Here is a 23,614-nt window from a genome sequence, read left to right on the forward strand (position 1 = left end):
GCTAATGAACGCGGACTCGGTCGGCTGATCGGAGCAACCGGCAAATGGTTCGACCCTCCGCAACACACGGTATTCGCCTCCGCTCTCCAGCACGCAAGCAATGCGTGCCGAACGGGTTGCGTCACCTCGACCGTTTCCTTGCCTTCAAGCTCACCGTCGCGTGGCCTTTCAAGGCCGTGACCTGCTCGTAGATAGACACGGTTGCGTTGGCTCAACGCGACGAGCCGAGCCTCGGTGCCCGATGGAGACAGCACGTGTCAGGGCTCGGGACACCAAAGGCAGACAGGCCAGGCGATCCTACGGCTTGACCGCAGCCTTCTTCGACGGCTCCGCCGGTTTGATGCTGCCTGTCTCCGATACCCGATCCCGAGCCTGCTCGACGCGCTTCCTGGAAGCGGCAGCTGCGCGCTGAGAGCTGGCAAGCTGGCCTTTGGCTGCGTCGCGAGCCGAAACGGCTTGGCTGAGTTCCTCTCGAGCAGAGGCGAGCTTACCTTGCCATTCCCGCAAGAGGTCGCCGTTTGCCTGCTCCAGCTCTTTTTGCCGGTCGACCAACCCGTTCCGCTCTGTCTGCAAGAGGCTGACCTGATTCGTCAGATCACGGTTGAGCGAAGCTTTATTCGCGAATGCACCCCATCCTGCCAGAGCGTAAACTCCCAGGATCAGATTGAGCGCGACAGTACGTGTCGGCGTCCAAGCAAAAAGCAGCTGGAGTTTCCAGCGTAGCAGTTCGAGCATGCGAGGCATGGCCGTTTGACTCCCATCTCAACTGGGCGGACCTGAATGGTCCGAACGGCTGATCGATTGAGTAAGAGAGAATGCCCGCTCAGCGTTAATGCTTGCTTACGAAGGGGCACCGGTCGGTCGTGGATGTACGACGAGGTCGCCATCGATGAACGCCACGCTGAAAGAGGTTGAAGGTCCCGATCCCGATTGGCCGAATCGGGTTGGGGCGAAATCACTCACGCTTGCCGTCATGGTATCGGCGGGGCAGGCGATTGCCGTTCCGCCGCTGTCGTGGAGCTTGGTCCGGATCGAATACGCCTGCGCGCCGTTTGATGGAGAGAGGAGCCGTGCCATGACCCTTTCCCCATTCATAAAGCTCGACCTCGTCCGACTGCCTGACGGTCGGGTCGGAGCCATCGTCGGCGTCTGGAACCTCGGCGAAGCCTACGAGGTCGATGTCGGCGGCGTTCACGAGACGTGGTCGACCGACGACCTTACGCCGACGGCCTGACCCTCGGCGGCTGCCATATCCGCAAACGCGGTGCCTCAGTGCGGAGACACAGGTGGATTTTTCGCGCCGAGACGTCAGCGTCGGGGCTGATCATATGGTCCGAGTCTCATTCTGCCGTTGAAGTTCTTCCGGGACAGCGTGAGCCTGGTTCTGGCGGGTTATGAGTTCGCCGACACCGACGGGTCGGTAGCCCCATGCATCGACGCCGACATCGCATGAGAAGCGGGTGTCGGGCAGTGAACCATGTGTGTGGCCATACAGATGGCGCGTCCCGCGCCACAGGCCGGGCCAGGCGCGATGCGCGTAATGTGCGAGAAACAGCCGCCATTCCGTGCCGTCGGCATCGCTTACAATGATCCGCGCAGTTTCCTGCGGCGGTTTCACCCACGGCAATTCAAGAACCCGATTGGTGTCGTGATTGCCGCGGATCAGTCGCTTTCGGCCTCTCAGGGCCTCGAAGATCTCCGCGCAGCGCCCCCGGCTCGCTCCGGCTGCGAAATCGCCGAGATGCCAGACGTCGTCGTCCGTGCCGACAACGTCGTTCCAACCCTCGATCAGAGCCGCGTCGTGATCATCGAGTGATCCGAACGCCCCTCCACGCTGACGCAGGATGTGAGCATCCCCGAAATGGGTGTCTGAGGTGAAGAAAGTAGCCATACGGATCCGACGGCGCCGCATGCTTCAGGCAGCGACCTGCCATTCAAACTCATCCGACTCGGCTTGGATCGACCCGACTCGAAAAATTGTAGGGTGGTACGAACTCACCGCGCTCACGCGTTTCCGTTCGCTCAACACCAGCTTCGAAACATAAGGGGGGTCGCTACAATGAACTAGTAGCCATATGCTTGCCAGGGCTTTTCAGGAAGCCAGCAACCAGCAGCTACGTCATTGAGATATTTGGTGGGTGCACAAGGGTTCGAACCTTGGACCCGCTGATTAAGAGTCAGCTGCTCTACCAACTGAGCTATGCACCCATTGCCTTGCGGCAATCGCGGCGGCCACCAAAACCCGCTGCGACGAGGGGGCTGATAGCAAAGGCCCCGGAGGGTGTCCACCCCCGGGGCTTCATTTTCCCGGCTAAACCGATGCGGCGTGCTGGGCGTGGAGGCGGACCGCCGTCGCCGAGAGCTTGTTCAGGGCCGAGAGATAGGCGCGGGCCGAGGCCACGAGCGTGTCGGGATCGGCGCCCCGCGCCGTGACACTACGATCGCCGGCCTTGAGCCGGACGGAGACCTCGGCCTGGGCGTCGGTGCCCTCGGTCACGGCGTCGACCTTGTAGAGTTCGAGCTGCGCCTCATGCGGGACCAGGGCCTGGATCGCGTTGAACACCGCGTCCACGGGGCCATTGCCGTCGGCCTCCTCGGTGACGATGCGGTCGTCGATGGCGAGCTTCATCGTCGCGCGCTGGGGGCCTCGCGTCCCCGCGATGACCGAGAGCGAGACCAGGCGGATGCGGTCATGGGCCGTGGCGAGGTTCTGATCGACCAGGGCCTCGATATCCTCGTCGTAGACGTGCTTCTTGCGGTCGGCGAGCGCCTTGAACCGGTCGAACACGTCCTGCAGCTGATTGTCGGCGAGATGCAGGCCGAGCTCCTCCAGCTTCGAGCGGAAGGCCGCGCGGCCCGAATGCTTGCCCATGACCAGGGAGGTCTTGGCGACGCCGACGGAGGCCGGGGTCATGATCTCGTAGGTCTCGGTATGCTTGAGCATGCCGTCCTGGTGGATGCCGCTTTCATGCGCGAAGGCGTTCCGGCCGACGATGGCCTTGTTGTACTGCACGGGGAAGTTCGTCGCGTGGGAGACGAGCTTCGAGGCGCGGGTGAGCATCGTGGTCTCGATGCCGGTCTCGTAGGGCATCACGTCGCCACGGGTGCGGATCGCCATGACGATCTCCTCGAGCGCGGCGTTGCCCGCGCGCTCGCCGATCCCGTTCACCGTGCACTCCACCTGCCGGGCGCCGCCCTCGACACCGGCCAGGGAGTTGGCGATGGCGAGGCCGAGATCGTCATGGCAATGCACCGAGAAGATCGCCTTGTCGGCATTCGGCACCCGCTCGCGCACCTGGCGGAACATGCTGCGGTATTCGTCCGGGGTCGCGTAGCCCACGGTGTCGGGCAGGTTGATCGTGGTCGCGCCCGAGCGGATCGCCGCCTCGACGCAGCGGCACAGGTAGTCGATCGGCGTACGCGTCGCGTCCATGGCCGACCATTCCACGTCCTCCACGAGGTCGCGGGCCTGCGCCACGGTCTTGAGGATGATCTCGATCACCTCGTCCTGGGATTTGCGCATCTGGTGGGCGAGGTGGATGGGCGAGGTCGAGACGAAGGTATGGATGCGGCCGCGCCGGGCGAGGCGGACGGCTTCGCCGGCCCGCGCGATATCGGCGGGAATGGCGCGGGCGAGGCCGGCGATGGTGGCGCGCTTCGAGCGGCGGGCGATCTCGGAGACGGCCTCGAAATCGCCGATCGAGGCGATGGGGAAGCCGGCCTCGATGATGTCGACCCCCATCGCGTCGAGGAGTTCGGCGACGGCGAGCTTCTCGTCCAGGGTCATGGTGGCGCCGGGGCATTGCTCGCCGTCGCGCAGGGTGGTGTCGAAGATGAGGACCCTGTCCTTCGGAGAGGCCGCGGTTGGGGCGATGATGTCGGTCATGGCGTGTCGTCCTGTCGGAGGCGCGGTCGCTTCGGGACGCGGCGCCTTTTAAACCCATCGATCGGCTCGACCGGACTTTTCGGAGTCACGGCCGCGAAACGATCCCCTGAGTGCCCAGGCGCAGGCGCCCGGCCGGCCCTCAGGGGCGGATAAGGAGGAGAAGGCCGGAGGAAAGAGCACCAGGGCGCGCAGAACCGCGCGCGGCCGTGAAGGCAGCGTCGGCGATGTCCTGCGTGGAGCCGGCGGTGGCCAAGGCTCGTCTCTCCCGAATGGCGTGACAGGCGCGCGAAGCACGCGGTCAGGCGGCTACGTAAACCCCGGCGCTTCCGTTGACAAGGATCGCACTGCGACCGCCCCGACCGGTGTCAAATCTTCGTGGGCTTGACTCGGAGCCATTGCCCCGGCCCGGTGCGCGACCAGCCTTACCCCTATCCGCTCGCTGCTCTTTGCACGGTGGCAAGGCGCGGACCCATCCGCGCTTATAAATCAACCGGAAGGAAACCCCTCTCTCATGTCGCGCACCTTCATGCGTCGCCTCGCTCTGCCGGGTCTGGTCCTCATCGCCGGCACCGCTCCGGGCTTCGCCATCGACCTCACCAAGAGCATCGACATCGCGGCTCCGCCGGCCAAGGTCTGGTCGACGATCGGCGATTTCTGCGGCATCGGCACCTGGCACCCGGCCATCGCCAAATGCGAGCCCTCCTCCAAGGGAAGCACGATGCTGCGCACCCTCAGCCTCAAGGGTGGCGGCGCCATCGTCGAATCGCAGACGGCACGCGATGACACGGCGATGCGCTACACCTACGCCATCGTCGAGAGCCCCCTGCCGGTCTCCGATTACTCCTCCACCCTCGCGGTGAGCCCGAAAGGGTCCGGCTCGACGGTGACGTGGACGGGAACCTTCAAGGCGAAGGGCGTCCCGGATACGGTCGCGGCCGATGCCATCACGGGGATCTACGAATCCGGTCTCGCGGCGATCGCCGAGAAGGCGAAATGACCCGCTGACACGAGACTGGAATATGACGACATGGGATCGTCGCCGGAGCCCAGGCCCAGCGATTGACCAGCGGGTTGCGTCAGGGCAAGAACTTGCCCGAAGAGCGAGATTCCGGCGCAGCGGCCACGCTGCGCCGGCCCGTCGCGCCGGAACGTGAAGGAATAGCTCCGTGACCGAGAACCTGGTGCTACCACGACGCGCCGGCCTGACGCTGGTCACCTTCCTTGCCGCTGCGCTCGGCGCCTGCAGTGCATCCGGTCCTTCCCCCAAAGCGGCAGTGGCACCCATTGCCGCCACGGTCGCTGCCGCCCCAGCCCCCTCGCCGACGGGCTCGGGCTGCGGTCCCAGCATCGCCCGCACCCAGGCCGTGGTCGACAGCGATGTCGCGACCGGCAACCTCAACCCGCCGGTGGGCGCGCGCTTCTCGGCCGACCTCGCCCGCGCTTCCGAGGCCTGCAATGCCGGGCAGGACCGTGAGGCCATCGGACTGCTTGCCGCCGCCAAGGCGCGTTACGGCTACCCGTAAACCGAAGCGGGTCGTCGTTCGTTGCGCTTCGCCCTTCGGATGTGCATGTCCTGATCTAACGTGACCGCTGGCCGCGGGGCGCCCGGACCTCATCACGAAGGCGTGACGGCGCCCCACCGGAAAATGGCGCGGCGCGATGGGAGACGTGCTCAGGACATGCGCCAGAGCCGCTCTATCCAGCAGAATACTGCTGGAAATACCTGCCTTTCCCGGCGATCACTTGCAAGCTCTCGTCCGGCGACTTGAAAGCCACACGTGCCACTTCCCTGCTGCGCCGCCATAAAAGGGCCGGGAAATGACCTACTGTCAGGGACGACAAATTTTGGTGACAGGCCCCGCGACGCATGAGCTCAGCGCCCAACAACATCACGCGCTTGCCGACCGCGAACGTGACCGCGATCGAGACTAAAGACGCGCTGGCCAAGGAAGAGCGGGCCCGGGCCAACGAACTGGCGGTGAACGACGACCGCGAGATGGTTCCCCGGCGAGACGGCGAGCTGGCGCTCGACGGCGGGGAAGACGAGACGTTTTCCCTCGTCCCCATGCCGCAGCCCGATCACAGCTGGAGCCATACGCTGATCAGCTTTGGCATCGTCGTGCTTCTGCCGCTGTGCCTGCTCGGACTGTATTTTCTGTTCCTCGCAACGCCTCAATACTTCGCCGAGTTCCGGTTCTCCGTGACCGAGGTAACCCCGTCGGCCGGCCCCCTCGGCGGCGGCGGCAGCGGGGGTACGACCGCAGCTGCGGTCGCCAGCGCCATGGGCGGCCACGGTGGGCCTGCCAGCGGCGGCACCGCGCAAAACTTCGTCGTGATCGACTATCTCAAGAGCCGTCAGGTGGTCGACGAGCTGTCTCAGAACGTCGACATCCGCGAGATCTACAGCCGTCCCGAGATCGATTGGCCGAACCGGTTCGACAAGAGCCGGTCGGCAGAGCACTTGGTACGATATTGGAACAAGATGGTCTGGGCGAATTTCGATCCGCTCACCGGGCTCGCCTCCGTCGAAATCAAGGCGTTCCGGCCCGACGATGCCCTCACCATCGCCAACCAGCTCGTCACGCTGTCGGAGAACCTCGTCAACAAGATCGCCAAGCGTGCCGAGGAGGATGCCGTCAAGTTCGCCGAGCAGGAGGTCGTGCGGGCCAAGGCTGGCCTCGACAAGGCCCGCGCCGCCATGGCCGAATTCCGTGAGAAGGAGGGGGTGATCGATCCGATTCCCAGTGTCGTCTCGGGCAACACCCAGCTCATTGGCACCCTGCGCGGATCGGTGTCGCAGCTGGAGGCCGATTACGACACGATCCGGAGGCAGAATCTCAGCGAGTCGGCGCCGTCGGTCGTGGCCCTCAAGTCCCGCGTCCAGGCCGCGCGCGAGCAGCTGGCTTCCGTCGAGCGCGAGGTTTCGGGCAGCCGCTCCGGCCGCAACGTCCTGGCCGGCGTCGTCGCCCGGTTCGAGGCCCTCGACATGGACCGGCAATATGCGCAGGCGATCCTGCTCACCTCCCTGCAATCCCTCGACCGCGCACGGGCCAGCGCAGCCGCCCAGCATCTCTATCTCACGCCCTACGTTCGCCCGGCCATGCCCGAAAGCGCCGGCGGACCACGGGTATTCCTGTCGATGGCGCTGGGAGCCTTCATCCTGGCAGCGATCTGGTTCATCGGCCTGCTCGCCGTGCGCTCGGTCGTGAACGGCCGCGCCTGAGCAAGGTCGACCTTCGATCGTCATGGCCGCCGGCTCGGTCTCGGACACAATTTCGGCCTCGTGACGCGCCCCCCCCGGCATGGGGTGCTCGGGGGCCGGTCCCGCAACCCGCCACTCCACGTCTCCCGGCATCCCTGGATCACGACTGAACGATGGCAAATTCCTCGATCGTCCTTCCGGCCGCCCCCTCCAAGCAGAGGGCACGGCCATGGCTGACGATCATGACGGCGTTGATCGTCCGTGATTTCTGGGTTCGCTTCCGCAATTATCACCCGGCGCTGGGCGTCATCCTCTTCATCGAGCCAGTCATCCTCGTTGTGATGATTGCGGGATTGCGAATCTATCTCTTCGGAAAGGAGCCTCCCTTCGGACCTTCGGTGCTTCTGTTTATGGGGACCGGCGTCTTCCCGTTCTACATCTTTCGCCGTTGCGCGCGCGGTATTCGCTCACAGAAGTCGCGAGCGAAAGAGTATTACTTCGTCAAGCCGTTCGATTTTCTACTATCGAGATTCTTCATCCATCAGATTCAAAACTTCATGCTAATGGCCCTGTTCTTCTCGTCGCTCTATGTATACGGGATACGAGAGGCCATGCCCTGGGCTCCCGAAAACTGCCTCCTGAGCCTGACCGCAGTCGGCTTTCTGGCCTTCGGAATGGCGCTCGTCAATTCGACCATCCAGTCGTATTTTCCGGGCTGGGGCAGAATCTATGGCTTCCTGAGCCGTCCGATGATGATGTTCAGCGGCGCGTTCAAGACCGTCGACCTGACACCGGAGCCCGTGCGGACGATCTATTCCTGGAATCCGCTCTCGCATGTGATCGAGCTGTTCCGCGTCGGATTCTACCCGAACTATCCTCATGCCAGCTTCGATGCCGTCTATCTCACCAAATGGTGCGCCGGCATGATCTTCGTCGGAATCCTGTTCTACACCAATAAAGCCAAAGACTGATTCGATTAGTCTTTGGCTACGGCACATCGAGCGCTAGGCTCACCTTCATCACAGTGCCGTCATCCTTGTCCGGGTGGGCCGAGAAGCCGAGGTTGCGGCATACGGCCAGCATGGGGCGGTTCTCCCGAAGGACCGTGCCCTCGATGCGCTTCAGGCCCTCCGCCCTCGCCCAGTCGATCATCAACTGCATCAGCGCGAAGCCGAGGCCGGTGCCCTTGCGATCGCTGCGGACCAGGATGGCGTATTCGCCGCTCTCATGGTTCGCATCCGCGTGCAGGCGGACCGCGCCGAGCATCGACGCCGTCTCCGCGTCGATGGCGACGAAGGCGATGGCGCGGGCATAGTCGAGCTGTGTCAGCCGAGCCAGGAAGGCATGGTTGAAGTCGCGCACGGGCATGAAGAAGCGCAGGCGCAGATCTTCGGCGCTGACCTGCTCGAAGAAGCTCTTGAACAGCCCCTCATCTTCTGGCCGCACCGGGCGCACGGTGACCCGCTCGCCCTTCAGCACGAGATTGCGCTCCCATTCCACCGGATAGGGGCGGATGGCGAAGCGCGGGTTCCGGGTGCCGCCGCGCCGTTCCGGGGCGGGGCCGATCATCACGCGGGCATCCAGGGCCAGCACGCCATTGGCATCGGCGAGCAGGGGATTGATGTCGAGTTCGCGCACCTCCGGCAGGTCGGCCGAGAGTTGGGCGAGCTTGACCAGGACGAGGCCGAGCGCCCTCCGGTCCACTGCGGGCACGTCGCGATAGGCGGCAAGCCGCCGCGCCACCCGCGTACGGTCGATGAGTTCGCTGGCGAGCCGGAGATCGAGGGGCGGCAGGCTGAGCGCCCGGTCGTCGATGACCTCCACGGCGACGCCGCCCCGCCCGAACACCACGACGGGGCCGAAGACGGGATCCTCGGCGAGGCCGGCGATGAGCTCGCGGCGCTTACCCTTGCGCACCATGGGCTGGACCGCGAACCCCATGATCCGCGCATCCGGCCGCTGCCGCCGGGCCCGGGTGAGGATGTCGGCGGCGGCGGTGCGGACATCGGCCTCGCTGGTGAGGTCCAGGCGCACCCCGCCGACATCGGATTTGTGGACGATGTCCGGTGAGACCACCTTCAGCGCCACCGCGCCGCCCTCGGCGATGATGGGCCAAGCAGCCGCCGCGGCGGCATCGACATCGGGAGCGAGCGTGAGCGGCACGCTGTCGATCCGGTAGGCGGCCAGGAGGCCCGCCACGGCGAGGGGATCGAGCCAGATCTCCCCCGCCTCAATGGCGGCCGCCACGATGGCGCGGGCGGCCTCGACATCGGGCGAGAATTCCCGCGGCAGAGAATCCGGCGTGCGCATCAGGTCGTCCTGCGCCTCGCGGTAGCGGACCAGATGCATGAAGCCTTCCACGGCATCGGCATCGGTGGCGAAACGCGGGATGCCGGCGGCGGCGAGCACGGCCCCGGCCTCCCCATCGTCGCCCACCGTCACAGCGAAGACAGGCTTGCGTCGCCCGCCCCTGCGCCGGGCGGCACTGACCGTGTCGGCGATGGCCGAGGCGACACCGGCGCTGTCGGAGCGGGCCGTCGGCACGTGGATCGCCAGCACGGCGTCGTTGGCCGGGTCGGCGAGAAGGGGCCCAAGGGCGTCGGCATAGGCCTGCGCATCCGCCTCGACGCCGAGATCGGCGGGATTGCCGCCGAGTCCCGCCGCGGCCAGCGTGCCGCCCCGGTCCGCGAGCCTGTCGGCGGCGAGCGCGCCGATGCCCTCGCCATTCCCCAGGATGGCGAGGCGCTGGCCGGGGAAGGGGCGCTGCCGGCCCAGCGTCTCCACCGCCGAGAACATGGCGTCGAGCCCGTCGACGCTGAGCAACCCCGCCCGCCGGAACGCCGCCTCGTAGACGGCATCCGGCCGGGCGAGGGCGCCGGTATGGGTCACCGTGTGGCGCAGGGGCGCCTCGTGGCGCCCCGTGCGCAGCACCAGGACGGGTTTGGCGCGCGCCGCCGCGCGGGCGGCCGACATGAACTTGCGCGCATTGGGAATCACGTTCAGCGACAGCAGGATCGCGCGGGTATGGATGTCCGCGGCGAAATGGTCGAGGCAATCGGCGATGTCGATGTCGCAGGCGGCGCCGAGGGACAGGATAGCCGAGAACCCGACATCGCGATGCGCGGCCCAGGCGACGATGCCGGCGGCCACCGTGCCCGATTGCGAGATGAGGGCGAGATCGCCGGCTTTCGGCGCCGCCGCGAACAGACTGGCATCCAGTTGGGCACGCGGCACGATCAGCCCCATGCTGTTGGGGCCGAGGAGGCGCATGCCCCATTGCCTCGCACGGTTGCGCACCGCCTCGCAGAGGTCCTGCGACAGGCCGGACGTGAGAATGGCGGCCACGGCGACACCCCGCAGGCCCGCCTTCTCGACCCAGCCTTCCACCGACGCGGCCTCCGCGACGATCACGACGAGATCCGGCGTGTCATCCAGGTCGTCGAGGGTGGGAAGGCCCGCTTCGCCGACGAGATGAACCGGGCCGGCGAACCCGGCCTTCTCCAGATTGCCGACCACGGCTTGGCCGAGCGCGCCCCGGCCGAGGCCGACGACCGCGATCGCCCGTGGCGCCAGCAACGCCTCGAAGCGATAGGTGCTCATGAACTGGCGTGACCTTCGATCAGGCCGGCGCTGCGGAATGCGACATCACGCCGACCGGCACGGTATAGGGCATGGGTCTCTCGCGACTCGGGGAACCACATGTCAGAACCAGAAGCTTACGAGATTTCCTGCGCCATCGTCGAGGCGATGCGGTCCCTGATCTCACTGGGACTGAGCCAGGGCACCGCCGGAAACGTCTCCGTACGCTATCGCGACGGCTTTCTCATGACGCCCTCCGGCATCCCGGCCGACGACCTGCGGCCGGAGGACATCGTGCCGATGACCATGGCGGGCGGTCATGACCATGCCCTCGCCCCTTCTTCCGAATGGCGCTTTCATCGCGATATCCTGCAGCGGCGACCCGAGATCGGCGCCGTCGTGCATGCCCACCCGACCTATTGCACCGCCTTTGCCATGTGCGGACAAGAGATTCCCGCCGTCCATTACATGATCGCGGCGGCGGGCGGCCCGACTATACGCTGCGCACCCTACGCGCCCTACGGTACGGAAGAGCTCTCTGTCGCGGCCGTCGCGGCCCTGGAGGATCGCCTTGGTTGCCTGCTGGCCAACCATGGCATGATCGCCATCGGCAGCAACGTCACGAAAGCGTTGTGGCTGGCGGTAGAGATGGAAGCACTATGCCGACAATATGCAGCCGCGCTGCAGGTGGGCAAACCAATCATACTGTCGGATGCCGAGATCGCCCGAACCGTCAGGCGGTTCGAAAGCTATGGACCGCGAAGCCGGGACGTAGCGCCGTGAGAACATCCGACTCTGTCGGACGGAACCGGGTGCGATGATTACGTAGAACCGACTGCATCGCCCCTCATCTACGGCTTGAACGGTCTTTCGGCAGCAGATTCCCAGAAAAACTTTTCTTCTCCTGCGCAACGGGAGGCTGTTTCGGCGGCCGATTCGACGGACGCTTAGACATTCTTACAAAGCGTGTAGTTTATTTCGGAAGCCTACATTCAAAGTTGCGAAACTGACCTAAAATAGCTCAGACCTGGGCAGCAAGGTTCCAATTCAACAAATAAATTGCCGTTTCTATGGTCGCCTGCAATTTTTTTCAGAGCTGAGGGGATAAAAAAAATCCTCTCCCTCCCGGTAACATCAGCCAATTCTGCGGTGCTTGAAGCTCCCCCAACAGACCCGAAGCTTCATTCCAGTTTTCATTAAGGATGTGGTCTTGCCATAGCCTCTTGCGCTTTGTTAATGGCTGCCCTACGAACTGCCTAGTCAACTCATGTTGATGACAAGACCCTTCCGCCCGCATCGATCGGTGCCTTGGGCCGGTCTAAAACTGTCCTACTTCCGGGGGTGAGCGTGGAACTCGAGAACGACGTTGTAACGGATTACATTGAGCTTACCGCCGACATCGTCTCGGCATTCGTGAGCAACAATTCCGTACCTGTTTCGGATATCGCAGCGCTGATCGCATCGATCCATGCGACCCTGAGCAACCTGACGGCGGCCGCTTCGCCGGAGAAATTCGAGCCGTTGACGCCGGCCGTATCCATCAAGCGTTCGATCACGCCGGACTTCATCATCTGTCTCGAAGACGGCAAGAAGTTCAAATCGCTGAAGCGTCACCTTCGGACCCGCTATTCCATGACGCCTGACGAGTATCGGGCGAAATGGAGCCTTCCGAGCGACTATCCGATGGTTGCCCCGAACTACGCAGCCGCACGGTCGGAACTGGCGAAGAACATGGGTCTGGGCCAGCAGCGCCGGAAGACCCGCGTAAAGCCTCCCGCCGCCGAAGCCCCGACCTCTCCCGCACCGCGCGGCCGTCGCCCCCGCGCGGCTCTGGCCTCCTAAAGCCTCTCCGCCGAAGCGGATGCCGCTTTGACTAGAAAGAGCGTGACACAACGAAGGCCTGGATCTGAAGCAGGATGAGACGACGCGGACAATCGCCTCGTCTAAAGCATGCACGGTAGGACGAACACGGAGAGCTGCATTCGATTTGACACAGTCATGTCGGATGTAGCTCTACGCGTTTTTGATCTATCGTTTCAGGCTTGCGAACGCTTCATCGAGCTTCGTCGCGGAATCAGAGGCTCTCTCGTTTGAGAAGGCGAGTGGTGCCCCGCTCTCTGACGAGCGGACGATAGGTGTGCCGCATCGATGGAGCCGCCGTGAGCGGATTACTCGTTCGGGACGCCAAACGGATGTGCTCGGCGCGGTCGGGGCCGGCACACGGCCCAATGGCATCCTCATCCACAAGAAAACTACACAGATATCATCGGTCGCGATCACGGAGCGACCGATGATATCTCCGATGGAACGCTTGCGCTTTCCTGTCCCGGGACTCTTTGGGGCCAATCTGCATGCAAAATAATAAATAATCCCCCAGTTCGCACGGTAACTTCATCCATCTTGTGCGTTTCCTTGGCAAATACGCTTCAATGTGAATGAATTCGATCCAATCCAGGGTGATGAATCCCATCATTGTTGCCTGATGTCGATTGACGACATCCGATTTCGTCTCGCGCAACACAGCACTATCGGAGCAGGCGGTTTTTCTGGCGTGAGCCGACGTTAGGCCCGTCGCAAGACCCTCCCGGCATTCTCCGAAAGAGGGCGCGGCCGATGGGGGCGCGTTGGCAGCGGGAAAGGGTGCGCATGTCCGGTCGATCGAGCCTTGTCGCGCGCCTGTTCTGGACCACCCTCCTGGGTGGGGGCCTGGCCTTCTGGTTCGGACTCCCCGCCCTGGCGGCGACCGGCCTCTGTCTCTGCCTGATCCTGCTGCATCGCCTCGACAGGCCCCGGCGCTTCAGGCGGACGGTGCGCCGGCTCGCGCGCGCCCATGCCGAGACCCTCGCCCTGCGCCGCCGCCAGGAATGTTTCGAGGATGCCTACGGCAACCGGATCGACGATGGCTGGCTGCGCGAACGGGATTACTTCGCCGAGCGGACGATCCTGCCGCATCTCGATGCCAAGGGCTTCACCGACCTCGCCGACACCCGCTGGCCGATCGTCCTCGACATCATCGACGACGTTGCCCTGTCCGTCGCTCTGCCGGACGAGGACGAGGCCCCGGAAGACGGCATCGCCTACGAGCGTTTCTGCGCCGAGGCGCTGCGCGAGGCGGGATGGTCGGCGCGCCCGACGAAGGCCAGCGGCGACCAGGGGGCCGACGTGGTCGCCGAGCGCTCAGGCATCCGCCTCGTCCTCCAGTGCAAGCGCTACACCAAGCCCGTGGGCAACGCGGCGGTGCAGGAGGCCTCGGCGGCGGCGCGCTACTGGCAGGCAGATATGGCGGCCGTCGTCTCCAATGCCGGCTTCACCCCCGCCGCGCGCAGGCTGTCGGGCGCCACCGGCGTTCTTCTCCTGCATCACGACGCCCTGCGCACGCTCGCGCCCATCCGCAGATCCCGGCGGCTCGACGCCGAGCCGGCCTGAGAGCCGTTCATCGGACTTCTCAGCGGCGGCGCATGCCAAAATCGGCCATCCGCCAAGGTCCATTTTTTCCCAAGCCGACCACCTCTTCCTGAGGTGCCTTTTGCTTCAGCAAGGGGCTTTGAGGGAGACTTCCAGTGGTCGCGCGATCCCTGGAAGCCTCCTTCGAGGCCGCTACGCGGCACCTCAGGATGAGGGGAAGCCTTGGGAAAAACACCTCAAACAGGCCCAGACGCGCGAGCCTCACCCCTCCGCGAGAGGCAGCCAAGCCCGCCCGTCGCAGGCAAGCAGAGCATCCGCCCCCGCCGGTCCGTTGCTGCCCGACGCATAGAGCTCCACCGGGGCGTCGCCCCAGGCCCGGATCAGGGGATCGACGGCGGCCCAGCCCGCTTCGATGGCGTCGGCCCGCTGGAACAGGGTCGGGTCGCCGATCATGCAATCGTAGATCAGGGTCTCGTAGCCGACGCTCGGCGCTTCGGTGAAGAAATCGCCGAACCGCACGGACGAGGTGACCGCGCCGAGATGCATGTCCGGCCCCGGCCGCTTCGTGTTCCACTGGGTGCTCAAGCCCTGGTCCGGGTCGATATGCACACGCATGATGTTCGGCGCGAGATCGGTGCCGGCGAACAGGCCGTGACTCGGCGGCTTGAAATGCACGGCGATCTCGGTGAGGCGGCCGGCCAGACGCTTGCCCGTACGCAGGTAGAACGGCACGCCGGACCAGCGCGGGTTATCGATGGAGAGCTTCAGGGCCGCATAGGTCTCGGTGCGGGAATCGGCCGAGACATCGGCCTCCTCGCGGTAGCCCCGCACCGCATGCCCGTGCTCCTCACCGGAGGCGTACTGGCCGCGCACCGCCTGATCCGGCGTCACCGGCCGCACGGCTTCCTCGAGCCGCGCCTTCTCGTTGCGGATCTCCTCCGCATCGAAACTGCCGGGCGGCTCCATCGCCACCATGGACAGAAGCTGGAAGAGGTGGTTCGGCACCATGTCGCGCAGCGCGCCGGTGGGTTCGTAGAAGCCGCCACGCTGCTCGACGCCGATGGTCTCGGCGGCGGTGATCTGCACGTGGTCGATGTGGTGGGCGTTCCAGATCGGCTCCAGCATGGCATTGGCGAAGCGCAGCGCCAGGATGCTCTGCACCGTCTCCTTGCCGAGGAAGTGATCGATGCGGAACACCTGACTCTCGTCGGCCTGGTTCAGGATGCGGGCGTTAAGGGCGCGCGCCGAGGCGAGATCGGTGCCGAAGGGCTTCTCGATCACCACGCGGCGGAAGGCGCCCTCCCCCTCCTTCAGCAGGCCCGCGGCACCGAGATGGTCCACCACCGGGCCGAAGAAGCGCGCGGACACGGCCAGGTAGAAGATCGCGTTGCCGCCGATGTCCTGGGCGAGCCGCCGATAGGTCTCCGCCGCCTCGAAATCCCCCTTCGTGAAGGTCAGGCGCTCACGGATGAAGCCCCAGTGATGGGGGTCGATGGAATCCGGGTGGAATTCGGAGGTTCGGTCCTGGGTGAAGGACTGCATCGTCTGCGAGAGGTCGTCGCGCCAACCCTCGCTCGTCCGGTCGTTATGATCGATACCGACGATCTTCAGCCCCTCGGAGAGCAGCCCGCCGGCGGCGAGATTGTAGAGGGCCGGCATCAGCAGGCGCTTCGTCAGGTCGCCGGCCGCCCCGAAGATCACCAGGGTGCAGGGCGGGGCGGTCTCGACCTCGGAACTGGCGAGCTTCTGCTTGCCGTCGCTCGCTGGGACGTCGGATCGGCTCATGGGACGGATACTCCGGGATGGATCGGCGACGCGGGTCAAACCGGATTTGCGCCGTGCCGTTCCGATCCATGGTGCATAGCAGCGATCACGCTGCCGTGGTGGCGGAACATGGCCCGTGCCCGGCGGCCGACATCGGACGCATCGCTTGCATCGAAAACGCCGGACCGATCGAAGCCTCCGTTAAGGGCTCGCGACCCCATAGAGAGGCCGAACGCCCGCCATGCCCGGCGGGACGCTCGCCGCGACGAAGCCGGATGCGAGGACCGATCGACCCATGGCCACCTTCAGGACCTCCACCGGGACCGTCGCGGTCGAGACCTGGGGATACGAACTGCAAGGACGCGATGGCGCGCCCCTCGACCGGGACCTGCTCGCCTCGGCGACCCACGACCTCCTCGTCATCGATTCCTCCCGCGACGGCACCAACGCCCTGCGGTTCTCGGCCGATGACGTCACGCGCATGAAGGACGGGATGGGCGGACGTTCCGTGGTCGTCTCGTACATCTCCATCGGCGAGGCGTCCGACTTTCGCGATTACTGGCAGCCCGGCTGGACCGAGACGGGACTGGCGGGGGGCGATCTCGACGCGCGGGCGCCCGATTGGCTCGGGCCGCTCAATCCCGACTGGCCGGAATCGCGCAAGGTGCGCTTCTGGGACGAGGAGTGGCAGGACCTCCTCTTCAACGACGCGCGAACGGGCGATGTCGACGCCATCGTCGCGGCGGGTTTCGACGCCGCCTATCTCGACATCGTCGACGGCTACTATTTCTGGGGCACGGAAGTCGCCGCCAAGGACCGGCAGGCCGGCGACCCCGTCTCGGTGAAGCAGGCCGCGCAGCGCATGGTCGATTTCGTCGTCGCGCTCACGGAACATGCCCGCGAGACCAACCCCGACTTCTTCGTCATCCCGCAGAACGGCGCCTGGATCCTCAACGATCTCGGCAACGACACCGCGCGCAGGGAAGCCTATCTCGACGTCATCGGCGGGATCGCGGTGGAAGACCTCTATTATCGCGGCGCACGCGACGAGAACAATCCGCTCAGGCCCGATGCCGAGACGATCGAGATCCTGAAGCAGGATTTCCTCGGCAACGGAAAGCCGGTCTTCTCCGTCGATTACGTCAATGGTGATGCGCGCGTGGCGGAGTTCGATGCCCTGGCCCTCGCCGACGGTTTCATCCCCTTCGCCGCGCCGACGCGCGGCCTCGACCGACTGGTCGGCACCCATGACGGCGACCCGGCCTACATCCTGCCGACGGGCAAGGCCGACATCCTGCGGGGCAGCGTCCTCGCCGACCGGATCGACGGGCTCGCCGGCAACGACAGGATCGACGGGAGGGCGGGCGCCGACCGGCTCCTCGGCTGGGCGGGAAACGACAGGCTGTTCGGGGGCGACGGCAACGACACGCTTTTCGGCGGCGCCGGGAAGGATCGCCTGAAGGGCGGGGCGGGCGACGACGTCTTCGTGTTCGCCACCGCCCTCGATGCCCGGAAGAACGTCGATCGGATCACCGACTTTTCGCGGGCCGACGACACCGTCAAGCTGGACGACGACGTCTTCCTCGGGCTTGCCACCGGCCGGCTCGCCAAGGGCGCCTTCGCCATCGGTAGCCAAGCATCTGAGGCGGACGACCGCATCCTCTACGACACGGCGACGGGCGATCTCTTCTTCGACCGGGACGGTTCGGGGGCGACCTACAAACCCATCCTGTTCGCGCATCTCACCAAGGAGACGGCCCTCGCCGCCTCCGACTTCCTCATCATCGCCTGATCCGCGCGGCGCCGCGCACCGTCACCGCCCGTGCAATCCCTCGCCATCCGCCCGCAGCGGACGGCTCACTCGTCCGTGCGGACGGACTTATTCGTCCGTGCGGACGGCTTGGCCCCGGTCGATCGGCAGGCGGTCGCCCTTGAGTTCGTCGGGGGTCGGCAGGCTGCGCACGTCCCAGCCGCCGCCCAGCGCCCGGATGAGGGTCACCGCCGTGGTGAAGCGGTTGAGCCGCACCTGCAGGGCGGTCACTTCGTTGTTCAGTTCCAACGCCTGGGCGGTGATGACGGTGGTGAAGTTCTGGGTACCCGCCCGGTACTCGTTGAGGGTGATCTCCACGGCGCGGCGGGCCGAGGCCACCGCCTCCTCCTGCGCCGCCTGCTGGCGGGCGAGGATGCGCACGCCGGCCAAGCCGTTCTCCACCTCGGCGAAGGCGGTGAGCACGGTCTGGCGGTAGGTCGCCACCGTGGCGTCGTAGGCGGCTCTCGCGATCTGCACGGCGGCGGTGCGGGCGCCGCCATCGAGCAGGGTCTCGCTGCCGGCCGCGGCCACCGACCAGACCTGGTTGGCCGCCGAGAAGACGCCGTTGCTAGTCAGCCCCGAGACGCCGCCCGAGCCCGAGAGGACCAGGGTCGGGTAGAAGGCCGCCACGGCGACGCCGATCTGCTCGCTCTGGGACTGGACGCTGCGCTCGGCCTGCGCGATGTCCGGCCGCCGCTCCAGTAGGGCGGAGGGAATGCCCACCGGGACCGCGGGCGGCGTCTTCGGCAGGCTTCCCTTCGGCAGGGACAATTCGGAGGGCGGACGCCCGATCAGCGTCGCGATGGCGTGTTCGAAAGTCGCGCGCTGCAGGCCTACCGCAATGGCCTGGGCCTGGGTCGACTGTACCTGCGTCTGCGCCGTGATCACGTCGGAACGGGCCGCCACGCCGGCATTGTACTGGTTCTCGGTGATGGCGAGGCTCTTCTTATAGGCCTCCACCGTCTCGTTCAGCAGGCGCTGCAGGGAATCCTGGTAGCGCAGGCTGAAATAGTTGGTGGCGACCTCGGACTGGATCGCCAGGCGCACGGCCGCCAGATCCGCCGCGCTCGCCTGGGCATTGGCGACCTCGCTCTCGATGTTGCGCCGGATGCGGCCGAACAGGTCGAGCTCCCACGAGGCCTGGGCCTGGAGCGAGACCGAGGTGCGCTCGGTGCCGAGCGTGCGCGAGCGCGTGATCGTCGGCGCGCCGATGACGGTGGGGTAGAGCGCCGAGCGCGCCTGGGCGACGAGGCCGCGCGCCTGATCGTAGGAGGCCAGGGAGACGCGCAGGTTCTGGTTGTCCACGTCGACGAGGCGGATCAGCCGGTCGAGGGCGGGGTCGCGGAACACGCGCCACCAATCGCCGCGCTCGGCCCCGTCATTGGGCTGCACCGCGCGCCAGCCCTTCCGCGTGGCGACATGGGCCACGCTGTCCTCGCGCATCCCCCCCTGCTTGAACGCGAGCGGCGTCTCCACGGAGGGGCGGGAGTAATCGGGCCCGACCATGCAGCCGGAGAGGGTTGCGGCGAGGGCGAGGACGGGCAGGCACCAACGCCCCTTCCCTCCCCCCTTTGCGGGGGAGGGTGGCCCTCGCGTCAGCGAGGGTCGGGAGAGGGGAGCGCCCTGACCGGAGAGGTCGGCCCCTCTCCCGCCTGCTCCGCAGGCACCCTCCCCCGCACCAAGTCGGGCCTGCCCGACTTGGCCAGCCAAAGACGGATCTCGGGCAAGCCCGGGGTCCGTGGGGGGAGGGTTGCTACGCGCGGGTCGCATCGTCCGGTCACGCCCGCTCATTCGGCCGGGCTCACCGAAACGCCGGGCGTTGGCTTCCGCCGGCGGAGGCGGTCGAGATAGAGATAGACGACGGGTGTGGTGTAGAGGGTCAGGAGCTGGCTCACGATCAGGCCGCCGGCGATGGCGATGCCCAGGGGGCGGCGCATTTCCGACCCCTCGCCCCCGGCGAGGATGAGCGGCAGGGCGCCGAGCAGGGCCGCCAGCGTTGTCATCATGATCGGCCGGAAGCGCAAGAGGCAGGCCTCGAAGATCGCATCCTTCGGTGTGGCCCCGCGCGTGCGCTCGGCATCGAGCGCCACGTCGATCATCATGATCGCGTTCTTCTTCACGATCCCGATGAGCAGGAACACCGCGATCAGCGCGATGATGGTGAATTCCGTGCCGGAGACGAGGAGCGCCAGCAGCGCGCCGATGCCGGCCGAGGGCAGCGTCGAGAGGATCGTCACCGGATGGACGAAGCTCTCGTAGAGGATTCCGAGGATCGTGTAGACGGCCAGCAAAGCCGCCAGGATCAGCAGCGGCTGGCGCGAGGACGAGGCCTGGAAGGTCTTGGCGGCGCCTGCGAATTCTCCGTGGATCGTCGCCGGCAGGCGCAGCTGAGCCTCGGCCTCTTCGATGGCGGCGGTGGCGTCCGAGAGGCTCTTGCCCGGCGCCAGGTTGAACGAGAGCGTGGTCGCCACGAACAGGCCCTGGTGGCTCACCTGCACGGGCGCATTCGCGGTCTCGACCCGGGCGAAGGCCGAGAGCGGGATCATCGTCTCCTTGGCGCTCGAAACGGGTGCGCTGGACGAGGCCCCCGCCCCGCCCGCGATGGCGTTGGAGGCGGCGTTGCGGGCGGAATCGGCGGCGATGGTGGAGGCTGTCGTCCCCGTCGTCGCGGCCCCCGCCACCGTCCCGGCCACCGCGTTGGTGATGGCCGAGCCGCGCGCCTTGCCGCCCGATGTCGAGACGAAGACGGTCTTCAACGTCTCCGGGCTCTGCAGGTAGCGCGGCGCGATCTCCATCACGACGTGGTACTGGTTGAGCGGGTTGTAGATCGTCGAGACCTGCCGCTGGCCGAAGGCGTCGTAGAGCGTGTTGTCGATCTTGTCCGGCGTGATGCCGTAGCGATAGGCGGTGGCCCGGTCGATGACGAGGCGGCTCTCCAGCCCGCCCTCCTGCTGGTCCGAGGTGACATCGGCGAAGACCGGATTCTTCTGCAGCGCCTCCACGAGCCGGGGGGCCGCCGCATAGAGTTCGTCGGCCGTGTCGCCCTGGAGGGTGTACTGGTACTGCGCGAAGCTCTGGCGCCCGCCCATGCGCAGGTCCTGGCGCGGGAACAGGAACAGCCGGGCGCCCGCCACCTGCGCCAGCTTGGGGCGCAGCCGGGTCATCACCTCGGTGATCGAGGCGCGCTCGCCCCGTGGCTTCAGTCCGACGAAGACGTTGGCCGAGTTGGTGGCGCGCCCGCCGGTGAAGCCGACGACGCTGTCCACCGCCGGATCGGCCTGCACGATGGCGGTCGCCTGTTCCAGCTTCTGCTTCATCGCCTGGAACGAGATGCGCTGGTCGGCCTGGATGCCGCCCATCATCTGCCCGGTATCCTGCTCGGGGAAGAATCCCTTGGGGACGATGATGTAGAGATAGACGTTGAGCCCGATCGTCGCGAACAGCGTGAGCAGCACCAGGCGGCGATGAGCGAGGGCGATCCGCAGGGTCCGCTCATAAGCGCGCAGCGTTCCCTCGAAGGCGCCTTCCAGCCCCCTGATCAGGAAGTTGGGGCGGCGCGGCGCCTCTCCCTCCGGCACGCTTTCGCGCTTGAGCAGGAGCGCGCACATCATCGGCGTGGTGGTGAGCGAGAGGACCAGCGAGATCAGGATCGCCAGGGACAGGGTGACGGCGAATTCCTCGAACAGCCGCCCGACGATGCCGCCCATCAGCAGGATCGGGATGAACACCGCGATCAACGACAGGGTCATGGAGATGACGGTGAAGCCGACCTCCTTCGACCCGGTGAGGGCGGCCTCCACCCTCGGCTTGCCGAGCTCGATATGGCGCTGGATGTTCTCCAGGACGACGATGGCGTCGTCCACCACGAAGCCCGTCGCGATGATGAGGGCCATCAGCGACAGGATGTCGAGGCTGTAATCCAGCAGGTACATGGCCGAGAAGGTGCCGATGATCGAGATCGGCACGGCCACGGCCGGGATCAGGGTCGCCCGGCCGGAGCGCAGGAAGGCGAAGACCACGCCGATGACGAGGACGACCGCGATGATCAAGGTCTCCTCGGTCTCGGCGAGGGAGGCACGGATCGTGGCGCTGCGGTCGCCCGTGACGGTGAGGTCGATATCTCCCGGCAGCGCGGCCTGGACCTGCGGCAGCGCCGCCTTCACCGCCTTGATCGTGTCGACCACGTTGGAGCCGGGCTGCTTGTAGATGAACAGGATCACGCCCGGCCGGCCGTTCACGAGGCCGAGGTTGCGCTTGTCCTCCACCGAATCCTCGACCTTGCCCACATCGGTGAGGCGCACGCCCGCCCCGTTGCGGTAGGCCACGACGATGTCGCGATAATCCGCCGCCACCCGGCCCTGGTCGTTGGCGTAGAGCTGGTAATGGCGGGTGTCGGTCTCGATTGCGCCTTTCGGGGAATTGGCATTGGCCGAGGCGATCGCGGCACGCACCCCTTCGAGCCCGATCCCGTAATTGTAGAGGGCGGTGGGATCGAGTTCGACCCGCACCGCCGGGAGCGACGAGCCGCCGATATCGACATTCCCAACCCCGGGGAGCTGGGACATCTTCTGCTGCACCACCGTGGCGGCGGAATCGTAGAGCTGGCCCGGCGACAGGGTGTTCGAGGTGAGCCCGAGGATCAGGATCGGCGCATCGGCCGGGTTGAACTTGCGATAGGTCGGGTTCGAGCGCAGGGCGGTGGGCAGGTCGGCCCGTGCGGCGTTGATCGCCGCCTGCACGTCGCGGGCGGCCCCGTCGATGTCGCGGTTGAGATTGAACATCAGGACGATCCGCACCGTCCCGACGGAACTGGTGGAAGTCATCTCGCCCACATCGGCGATGATGCCGAGCCGCCGCTCCAAGGGGGCCGCCACCGTCGTCGCCATGGTCTCGGGCGAGGCCCCGGCCATCTGCGCCTGGACCAGGATGACGGGGAAATCCACCTGCGGCAGCGGCGCCACCGGCAGCTTGAAGAACGCAAAGATCCCCGCCAGCAGCACCCCGATGGTGAGCAGCGTCGTGGCGACCGGACGGCGGATGAACGGCTCGGAGACGTTCATGGGCGGGGAGCCGTGACCGAGGACAACGGCCAAGACGGATGTGCGCAGTCCCCTCTCCCCGCAGGGCGGGGAGAGGGCCAGGGGGACCTTGTCGTCCCCCTGGCAAGCGAAGGCGCAGCCGGAGCGAGGGTGAGGGGGCATCGCCGGATGAGGCTCCTCCGGAATCGCCCCCTCACCATCGGCTGTTGCCTCGCCGCGCTCCCCGACGAGGGGGAGACGCGGCCCTCTCCCCGCGTGCGGGGAGAGGGGATGCGAGCGATTCTCACGACATCACCCCGGCGGCCTTGGCACCGCCGCCGCACCGGGCGCGGGTCCCCTCTCCTGGAAGGAGAGGGACAGGGTGAGGTGTGTGAAACCTCCGAAGGGGTCGCGAGGGCTCCGTTCTGCCAAGTCTGAGTTATGCTGCGCGGAGAGACCGTGCCGATTAGACCCCGCCGGCGCGGCGCCTCGAACCGTGATGGCCGCAGGAGAATTCCGTGAGCCGTGCCACCGCTCTGCGATGGGCACAGACGAGCGCGGAAGCCAAGCTCTGGCGTGCGTTGCGCGGGGCTCAGTTGAGTGGCTTCAAATTCCGTCGCCAGCATCCCGTCGGTCGTTTCGTCGTCGATTTCGCGTGCCTGAGAGCCAAGCTGGTTGTGGAGGTCGACGGCGCGACACACGGCAGTCCCGCTGCGCTCGCTCGCGACGCAGAACGAACGCGCATCATTGAAATGGCAGGCTTTCAGGTGATCCGGTTCCGGAATGTCGATATCCGCGAGAATCTCGATGGTGTCCTGGAGAGCATCCTGGCGGCGATCAACTTGTGCGACGAGGGACCGTCGGCATTTTGCCCCTCTCCCGCGGGTCAGGCATGAGCTTGCCGGAGGCGTCTCATACCTCACACCAGCTCTCTCCCGAACAGCTACGAT

The 23,614-nt window shown here is 66.2% G+C and carries 17 protein-coding genes and 1 tRNA gene; 10 read left to right on the top strand and 8 right to left on the bottom strand.

All coding sequences use genetic code 11. The features are described 5' to 3' along the window. Window positions 1–297 precede the first annotated feature (297 nt). Window positions 298–744, bottom strand: a complete 447-nt coding sequence (locus IPV08_RS05150; RefSeq protein ID WP_246747809.1) for a hypothetical protein — start codon at window positions 742–744, stop codon at window positions 298–300. A gap of 145 nt (window positions 745–889) precedes the next feature. Between IPV08_RS05150 and IPV08_RS05155 the strand changes: the two genes are divergently transcribed. Next, window positions 890–1,234 (top strand): hypothetical protein, encoded by a 345-nt coding sequence (locus IPV08_RS05155; RefSeq protein ID WP_207411043.1) that lies wholly within the window; start codon window positions 890–892, stop codon window positions 1,232–1,234. 90 nt (window positions 1,235–1,324) lie between these two features. On the opposite strand, the gene IPV08_RS05160 is transcribed toward IPV08_RS05155, so the two are convergent. The 3 genes from IPV08_RS05160 to IPV08_RS05170 all read right to left on the bottom strand — a co-directional run bounded on the left by IPV08_RS05160 (window position 1,325) and on the right by IPV08_RS05170 (window position 3,886). Then, the gene (locus IPV08_RS05160; protein WP_207411044.1) at window positions 1,325–1,891 is read right to left on the bottom strand and encodes a metallophosphoesterase; all 567 of its coding nucleotides are present in this window, start codon (window positions 1,889–1,891) and stop codon (window positions 1,325–1,327) included. A gap of 241 nt (window positions 1,892–2,132) precedes the next feature. Further along, a tRNA-Lys gene (locus IPV08_RS05165) sits at window positions 2,133–2,208 on the bottom strand. Window positions 2,209–2,311: 103 nt separating this feature from the next. Next, window positions 2,312–3,886 carry a 2-isopropylmalate synthase gene (locus IPV08_RS05170; protein WP_210348223.1) on the bottom strand — a complete coding sequence of 525 codons (1,575 nt, stop codon included), beginning with the start codon at window positions 3,884–3,886 and terminating at the stop codon, window positions 2,312–2,314. 511 nt (window positions 3,887–4,397) lie between these two features. Between IPV08_RS05170 and IPV08_RS05175 the strand changes: the two genes are divergently transcribed. The 4 genes from IPV08_RS05175 to IPV08_RS05190 all read left to right on the top strand — a co-directional run bounded on the left by IPV08_RS05175 (window position 4,398) and on the right by IPV08_RS05190 (window position 8,059). After that, on the top strand, window positions 4,398–4,883 hold the full coding sequence (locus IPV08_RS05175) for an SRPBCC family protein (protein WP_056422573.1): 486 nt from the start codon (window positions 4,398–4,400) through the stop codon (window positions 4,881–4,883). A gap of 169 nt (window positions 4,884–5,052) precedes the next feature. Further along, on the top strand, window positions 5,053–5,409 hold the full coding sequence (locus IPV08_RS05180) for a hypothetical protein (protein ID WP_207411045.1): 357 nt from the start codon (window positions 5,053–5,055) through the stop codon (window positions 5,407–5,409). A gap of 344 nt (window positions 5,410–5,753) precedes the next feature. Beyond that, window positions 5,754–7,109 (top strand): hypothetical protein, encoded by a 1,356-nt coding sequence (locus IPV08_RS05185; RefSeq protein WP_207411046.1) that lies wholly within the window; start codon window positions 5,754–5,756, stop codon window positions 7,107–7,109. A gap of 221 nt (window positions 7,110–7,330) precedes the next feature. Continuing rightward, entirely contained in the window at window positions 7,331–8,059 is a 729-nt protein-coding gene (locus IPV08_RS05190) for an ABC transporter permease (protein WP_246747810.1), read from the top strand. A gap of 16 nt (window positions 8,060–8,075) precedes the next feature. Here the strand turns inward: IPV08_RS05190 and IPV08_RS05195 are convergent, their stop codons facing one another. Beyond that, on the bottom strand, window positions 8,076–10,688 hold the full coding sequence (locus IPV08_RS05195) for a bifunctional acetate--CoA ligase family protein/GNAT family N-acetyltransferase (RefSeq protein WP_207411048.1): 2,613 nt from the start codon (window positions 10,686–10,688) through the stop codon (window positions 8,076–8,078). A 99-nt stretch (window positions 10,689–10,787) separates the two neighbouring features. On the opposite strand from IPV08_RS05195, the gene IPV08_RS05200 reads away from it, so the two are divergent. The 3 genes from IPV08_RS05200 to IPV08_RS05210 all read left to right on the top strand — a co-directional run bounded on the left by IPV08_RS05200 (window position 10,788) and on the right by IPV08_RS05210 (window position 14,093). After that, window positions 10,788–11,450: a class II aldolase/adducin family protein gene (locus IPV08_RS05200; protein WP_056422585.1), complete on the top strand. Its 663-nt coding sequence runs from the start codon at window positions 10,788–10,790 to the stop codon at window positions 11,448–11,450. A 564-nt stretch (window positions 11,451–12,014) separates the two neighbouring features. Next, a complete protein-coding gene (locus tag IPV08_RS05205; protein WP_056422588.1) occupies window positions 12,015–12,509 on the top strand; it encodes a MucR family transcriptional regulator in 495 nt (164 codons plus the stop codon). Window positions 12,510–13,313: 804 nt separating this feature from the next. Then, window positions 13,314–14,093 (top strand): restriction endonuclease, encoded by a 780-nt coding sequence (locus tag IPV08_RS05210; protein ID WP_207411049.1) that lies wholly within the window; start codon window positions 13,314–13,316, stop codon window positions 14,091–14,093. Between the two features lie 240 nt (window positions 14,094–14,333). Here IPV08_RS05210 and zwf read toward each other — a convergent pair whose 3' ends face one another. Further along, on the bottom strand, window positions 14,334–15,857 hold the full coding sequence (gene zwf, locus IPV08_RS05215; RefSeq protein ID WP_207411050.1) for a glucose-6-phosphate dehydrogenase: 1,524 nt from the start codon (window positions 15,855–15,857) through the stop codon (window positions 14,334–14,336). A gap of 274 nt (window positions 15,858–16,131) precedes the next feature. Here zwf and IPV08_RS24895 point away from each other — a divergent pair, with 274 nt between their 5' ends. Further along, window positions 16,132–17,628 carry an endo alpha-1,4 polygalactosaminidase gene (locus IPV08_RS24895; protein WP_281435315.1) on the top strand — a complete coding sequence of 499 codons (1,497 nt, stop codon included), beginning with the start codon at window positions 16,132–16,134 and terminating at the stop codon, window positions 17,626–17,628. Between the two features lie 87 nt (window positions 17,629–17,715). Here IPV08_RS24895 and IPV08_RS05225 read toward each other — a convergent pair whose 3' ends face one another. After that, a complete protein-coding gene (locus IPV08_RS05225; RefSeq protein WP_246747819.1) occupies window positions 17,716–19,152 on the bottom strand; it encodes an efflux transporter outer membrane subunit in 1,437 nt (478 codons plus the stop codon). Between the two features lie 281 nt (window positions 19,153–19,433). Beyond that, window positions 19,434–22,706 (bottom strand): efflux RND transporter permease subunit, encoded by a 3,273-nt coding sequence (locus tag IPV08_RS05230; RefSeq protein ID WP_207411052.1) that lies wholly within the window; start codon window positions 22,704–22,706, stop codon window positions 19,434–19,436. A 476-nt stretch (window positions 22,707–23,182) separates the two neighbouring features. On the opposite strand from IPV08_RS05230, the gene IPV08_RS05235 reads away from it, so the two are divergent. Beyond that, window positions 23,183–23,560: a DUF559 domain-containing protein gene (locus tag IPV08_RS05235; protein WP_207411053.1), complete on the top strand. Its 378-nt coding sequence runs from the start codon at window positions 23,183–23,185 to the stop codon at window positions 23,558–23,560. The last annotated feature ends 54 nt before the right edge of the window (window positions 23,561–23,614 follow it).

It is taken from the genome of Methylobacterium sp. SD274 (genome assembly GCF_017355285.1).
Taxonomy (GTDB): Bacteria; Pseudomonadota; Alphaproteobacteria; order Rhizobiales; family Beijerinckiaceae; genus Methylobacterium.